Annotated in this window: 4 protein-coding genes; all 4 read left to right on the forward strand. The window is 59.0% G+C overall.

Features of this window, described 5'->3' with window-relative positions; translation table 11 throughout:
* The first annotated feature begins 23 nt into the window (after positions 1–23).
* The 4 genes from gshA (at position 24) to gshB (ending at position 5,613) form a co-directional block, all read left to right on the forward strand.
* Positions 24–1,319: a glutamate--cysteine ligase gene (gene gshA / locus AC07ZH_RS14905; RefSeq protein WP_119109879.1), complete on the forward strand. Its 1,296-nt coding sequence runs from the start codon at positions 24–26 to the stop codon at positions 1,317–1,319.
* A gap of 167 nt (positions 1,320–1,486) precedes the next feature.
* Positions 1,487–3,355 (forward strand): potassium transporter Kup, encoded by a 1,869-nt coding sequence (locus AC07ZH_RS14910; RefSeq protein WP_119109880.1) that lies wholly within the window; start codon positions 1,487–1,489, stop codon positions 3,353–3,355.
* Between the two features lie 59 nt (positions 3,356–3,414).
* On the forward strand, positions 3,415–4,605 hold the full coding sequence (locus tag AC07ZH_RS14915; RefSeq protein ID WP_495200394.1) for a benzoate/H(+) symporter BenE family transporter: 1,191 nt from the start codon (positions 3,415–3,417) through the stop codon (positions 4,603–4,605).
* A 39-nt stretch (positions 4,606–4,644) separates the two neighbouring features.
* Complete coding sequence (gene gshB, locus AC07ZH_RS14920) at positions 4,645–5,613, forward strand: glutathione synthase (RefSeq protein WP_495200395.1); 969 nt, start codon at positions 4,645–4,647, stop codon at positions 5,611–5,613.
* Positions 5,614–6,000: the final 387 nt, after the last annotated feature.

Genomic DNA, 6,000 nt, shown 5'->3' on the forward strand with positions numbered 1-6,000 from the left:
CGATCCCTCCTGCAAGGCCCCGCATGGTTCCGCACCTTATCACCGCCCTCACGGGGCCCATTAACGAGCTTGAGCAGCGCATCATCGATTCGATGCCAGCGACCGAGCGCTGGTTTCGTCTGGAGTGGATGGAGCACACGCCGCCGTTCTACACCTCGGTGGACATCCGCAATGCAGGCTTCAAACTGGCGCCAGTCGACACCAATCTGTTCCCCGGTGGCTGGAACAACCTGACACCCGAGATGCTGCCGCTGGCGGTGCAGGCGGCCATGGCGGCGATTGAAAAAATCTGCCCCGAAGCACGTAACCTGCTCATCATTCCCGAGAACCACACGCGCAACAGCTTCTATTTGAGCAACCTGGTGCAGTTGCAGCGCATCTTCAATATGGCGGGGTTGAATGTGCGTGTGGGTTCCGTCAGCCCAGACGTGAAGAAAACCACCGTGCTTGAGCTGCCGCACGGAGAGAGCCTGACCCTTGAGCCCGTGGTGCGCACGCGCGGGCGCCTGGGGCTCAAGCACTTCGACCCCTGCACCATCTTGCTCAACAACGACCTGTCTGCTGGCGCGCCTGGCATTCTGGAAGACTTGCATGAGCAGTACCTCTTGCCCCCCTTGCATGCGGGGTGGTCGGTGCGCCGCAAGAGCAACCACTTTCGCAGCTATGAGGAGGTGTCCAAGCGCTTTGGCAAGGTGCTGGGCATCGACCCCTGGCTCATCAACCCGCTGTTCGGAAAATGCAGCGACGTGGACTACAGCACCGAGACGGGGCTGGACGCGGTGCAGACCCAGGTCGATGTTGTGCTTGGCAAGGTGCGGCGCAAGTACAAGGAATATGGGATCAAGGAAAAGCCGTTTGTCATCGTCAAGGCCGACAACGGCACCTACGGCATGGGGGTGATGACGGTGCGCGACGCCAAGGACCTGGAAGTGCTCAACCGCAAGACCCGCAACAAAATGGCTGTGGTAAAGGATGGCCAGCCAGTGCACGACGTCATCGTGCAGGAAGGCGTGCTGACGCAGGAGCGCCTGAACGGTGCAGTGGCCGAGCCAGTGGTCTACATGATGGACCGCTACGTGGTCGGTGGTTTCTACCGCATGCACCCAGACCGCGGCGTGGATGAAAACCTCAACACCCCCGGATCGGCCTTTGTGCCGCTGGCCTTTGACCAGAGCACGCACATGCCGCAGCTGGGCGCAAGGCCAGGCGCGAGCGCGCCGAACCGCTTTTACATGTACGGCGTCATTGCGCGCCTTGCCATGCTGGCCGCCAGCTACGAGCTGGAGGCCACCAATCCAGACGCCGAGATATACGAGTGAGCGCTCACCTGCAAGGGGGGAGTTGTCCTGTTGCAACAATTGGCAACAGCGCCCCACCGCGACGGCACGCAGCGCTTTGTGCGGCGGCCGCCCCGGCGCAGAATGGCCGGCCTGATTCTCTGAAGCGGCTGGGTGCCTGAAAGCGCCCATTGGCTGTTCCTGCCCCAGTGCAAACTTCCAAGTCATCCCTCTCGGCTCTCACCCTTGCCGCCATAGGCGTCGTCTACGGTGACATTGGTACCAGCGTTCTGTACGCCATCAAGGAGGTTTTTGGTTCGGGTTACGTGCCATTTACCCAGGACAACATCTACGGGATTCTGTCCATCTTTTTCTGGACGCTGACCGTCATCGTGTCCCTGAAGTATGTGGTGCTGGTGCTGCGTGCGGACAACAATGGGGAAGGCGGCCTGGTGGCAATGCTGGCCCTGGCGTCCCAAGCCGTTCTGGACAAACCGCGTTTGCGCAAGACGCTGTTGGCAGTAGGTATTTTTGGCACTTCGCTGTTCTATGGCGATGGTGTCATCACCCCGGCTATTTCAGTCTTATCGGCGGTCGAAGGCTTGGAGGTGGTGTCGACACAGTTCACGGAGTACGTGATACCAGCGACCTTGCTGGTGCTGTTTTGCCTATTTTTTGTGCAAAAGCGCGGTACGGGCGGCATAGGGAAGTTCTTTGGTCCGATTACCCTGGTGTGGCTGCTTAGCATCGGGCTGCTCGGCCTCTCGCACATTGCCGAACATCCGGAGATCCTGTGGGCGCTCAGCCCTCACCACGCGCTGAGGTTCATTTTTGCCAACCCAGGCACGAGCTTTGTCGTTCTTGGTTCTGTGGTGTTGTGCGTCACGGGGGCGGAGGCGCTGTATGCCGATCTTGGCCATTTTGGCAAGACGCCGATACGCATTGCGTGGTTTACGGTGGTCATGCCAGCGCTCACGCTCAACTATTTTGGGCAAGGCGCCTTGTTGCTGGCGCATCCTGAGGCGGTGAAGAATCCGTTCTACATGATGGCGCCTGACTGGGCGCTGCTGCCGTTGGTGATCCTGGCCACAATGGCCACGGTGATTGCCTCGCAGGCCCTGATCACAGGCGCGTTCAGCGCGACCAAGCAGGTGATCCAGCTAGGGTATTTGCCGCGCTTGAACGTTCAACACACCAGTGTGCGCGACACGGGGCAGATCTATCTGCCCTTTGTCAACTGGGGGCTATTCGCAGCCATCGTACTTGCCGTGGTGCTGTTTCGTTCATCGAGCAATCTCGCTGCAGCGTATGGCATCGCCGTGACGCTGAACATGCTGATCACCACGGTGCTGACATTCTTTGTCTTGTACTACGGCTGGCGCTATCCCTTGGTGCTGTGCCTGGGCGCCACCAGCTTTTTCTTCTTGGTCGACCTGGCATTCTTCACGTCAAATCTGCTCAAGCTGTTCCAGGGCGGCTGGTTCCCCCTCATGATCGGCGGGGGCGTTTTCACGCTCATGATGACCTGGAAGGAAGGCCGTCGCCTGCTTAATGAGAAGCTGCGCAGTGATGCTATCGATCTGTCCGATTTTCTTGAATCGGTCTTCGTCAACCCACCAACGCGCGTCGAGGGGACGGCGGTGTTCTTAAGTGCCGAATCCGGCACCGTGCCGAATGCACTGCTGCACAACCTCAAGCACAACAAAGTGCTGCATGGCACCAACGTGTTCGTCACAGTGAACAACCACGAGGTGCCCTGGATTGGCCTCGATGGCCGCCTGCAGGTGGAATCCTTGGGGCACGACTGCTGGCAGGTGGTCATTCATTACGGCTTCAAGAACGATCCTGACGTGCCTCGCGCCCTGCAACTGCTGCGCGGGCGCGGTTGTGATCTGGAGCCCATGACGACGAGCTATTTCCTGTCCCGTGACACCGTCATCCCCACGATTGGCAGCGGCATGGCGCCGTGGCGAGAAAAACTATTTGCCCAAATGCACCACAACGCCGGTGCAGCAGCAGACTTCCTCAACCTGCCGAACAACGCCGTGGTGGAACTGGGTTCGAAAATCGAGATTTGACAGGCTCATGAGCCAGAGCGCATCGTCGATAGAACGGTGGGCCGGGCACAATGCGTGCCATGCAATTTTTCAAAGACCTGAGTGTCTCGGCCGTCAGCGCAGGCTTTGTCGCCGTGCTCGTGGGCTTCACGAGTTCGGTGGCGATTGTGTTTCAGGCGGCGCAGTCGTTTCACGCCACACCGGGCGAAATGGCCTCGTGGATGTGGGCCCTGGGGCTTGGCATGGGGCTGTGTTCGTTGCTCCCATCCTTGTGGCTGCGCAAGCCAGTCATGATCGCCTGGTCCACGCCGGGCGCTGCGGTGCTTGCCGCTGCGGGGGCCACAGGCCGATTCGATATGGCCCAGGCGGTTGGTGCCTTCCTCGTGTGCGCTGCACTGATCACCCTGGTGGGCGTTACCGGATGGTTCGAGCGCGTGATGAACCGAATTCCCACGGAAATAGCAGCGGGCCTGCTTGCTGGTGTGCTGGCGAAATTTGGTATAGACGCGTTTTCTGCCGCGCAGACAGCCTTGCCGCTTGTTCTGGTGATGCTGGGCGTTTATCTGGTTGCGCGCAGCGTCGCGCCGCGTTATGCGGTGGTGGCCACGCTTTGTGTGGGAGTTGCCTATGCCGCCATTGGGGGGCAGATGCAGTGGTCCGCAGTGACCTGGACATTGGCGTCACCACAGCTTACGGTGCCCCGATTTGACTGGAGTGCGACCATGGGCTTGGCCCTGCCGCTCTTTGTGGTGACGATGGCCTCCCAAAATCTTCCGGGTGTGGCGGTGATTCGTGCCTCCGGCTACCAGCTCCCGATCTCGCGTCTGATTACCTTGACCGGCGTTGCCACTCTGGTGCTTGCACCGTTCGGCGCCTTCGCTCTGAACTTCAGCGCCATCACGGCCGCTATTTGCATGGGACCACAAGCGCATGCAGACCCAGCCCGGCGCTACACGGCGGCGGCCTCCTGCGGGGCGTTGTATGTCCTGATTGGGGTCTTTGGTGCGGTCGTGACGGGCTTGCTGACCGCATTCCCACGGGAACTCGTGGTGGCGATCGCAGGCCTGGCCCTTCTAGGCTCTATTGGTGCCGGACTTGCCAGTGCGCTTCGGGAAGAGACGCACCGGGAAGCTGCCTTGATCACATTTCTGGTGACGCTTAGCGGTGTGGTCATTGCGGGCATTGGTTCGGCATTCTGGGGGGTGGTCGCCGGCAGCCTCGCGCTGTTTGTGCAACAGTACGCCAGCAACCCGCGTCGCCGCGCTATGTGAGCGATTCCTGAATTTCCCGCTGGACTTCCCCTGAGCTGTATGAATCTACTTTTTGTTGCCGATCCGCTCGAAGCCTTTAATCCGAAGAAAGATACGACTTTCGCCATGATGCGTGAAGCGCAGAGACGTGGGCACTCTGTATCGGCCTGCGAGCCTGCGCATTTGCAATGGAAGCTCGGGAGCAAGGTGTTTGCACGTGTGCGCCACATTGCGCTGACGGGTGAGCTCACCAATTGGTTTGGCGAGCTTGGTGCCGAAGACCGGGCTCTGGCAAGCTTTGATGCAGTGTTAATGCGCAAGGATCCGCCATTTGACAGCGAATATTTTTATGCCACCCATCTCCTGGAGCAAGCAGAGCGCGAAGGTGCACGCGTTTACAACAAGCCACGAGCGCTGCGTGACCACCCGGAAAAACTGGCTATTCTGGAATTCCCGGACTTGATTGGCCCCACACTGGTTACGCGCAGTGCAGTCCACATCCGTCAGTTCCATGAGGAACATCGGGACATCATTTTGAAGCCCCTGGACGGCATGGGTGGCATGGGTATTTTCCGGGTGGGACCGGACGGCATGAACCTCGGCAGCATCATTGAAACACTCAATCGCGGAGGCGAGGAAAGCGTGATGGTGCAGAAGTTTCTGCCTGAAATAGTCGATGGCGACAAACGTATCCTGATTATTGGGGGAGAGCCCGTTCCTTACTGTCTGGCGCGTATTCCGCAAGGCACCGAGGTCAGGGGAAACCTGGCTGCGGGGGGCAAGGGGGTCGCTCGCGCACTCAGTCCGCGCGATTGGGAAATAGGCCGGGCTTTGGGGCCTGTCCTTGCTGCGCGGGGGCTGCTGCTTGCCGGCGTGGATGTCATTGGCGACTGTGTCACTGAGATCAATGTGACCAGTCCCACCTGTTTTCAGGAAATACAGCAGCAGACAGGTTGCGACGTGGCATCCCTGTTCCAGGATGCGTTGGAGAATGCTGTCCTGCAGGCATCTCCCGCTGTTGCGCAATAAATTTTCAGGTTTCTCTGCGACATGGGGCAAACCCGTACTACAATGCAAGGCTGCGCTGCTGACGGCAGGTAAGCCCCGAGAAGGGTTTGCTGGATGCGGTGGTGCGGCGGGTGAAGTTGGTGGATGTTGAGTGAGGTGAGAAGAAAAAATTCTTCGAACCTTTTTGACAGAAGCTGAAAAATCCTGCTAGAATTCAAGGCTTCGCTGATCGCAGCGAAGCAAGCTGGCAAGAAGGGGTTTGGGCCTCGATGTGCTGGTAGAGAACCTTAAAAATATACAGCCGATAAGCGTGGGCGTTTGAGGCATGAGGCCTAAAGTTCTTTGGAACAAAAAGAAGCTGTCAAAGGCTTCGAGGGCTGTAAAAAGCTTTCAAACGCTCATGAGAGA

This window comes from Simplicispira sp. GW247-4R2A (assembly GCF_059424465.1).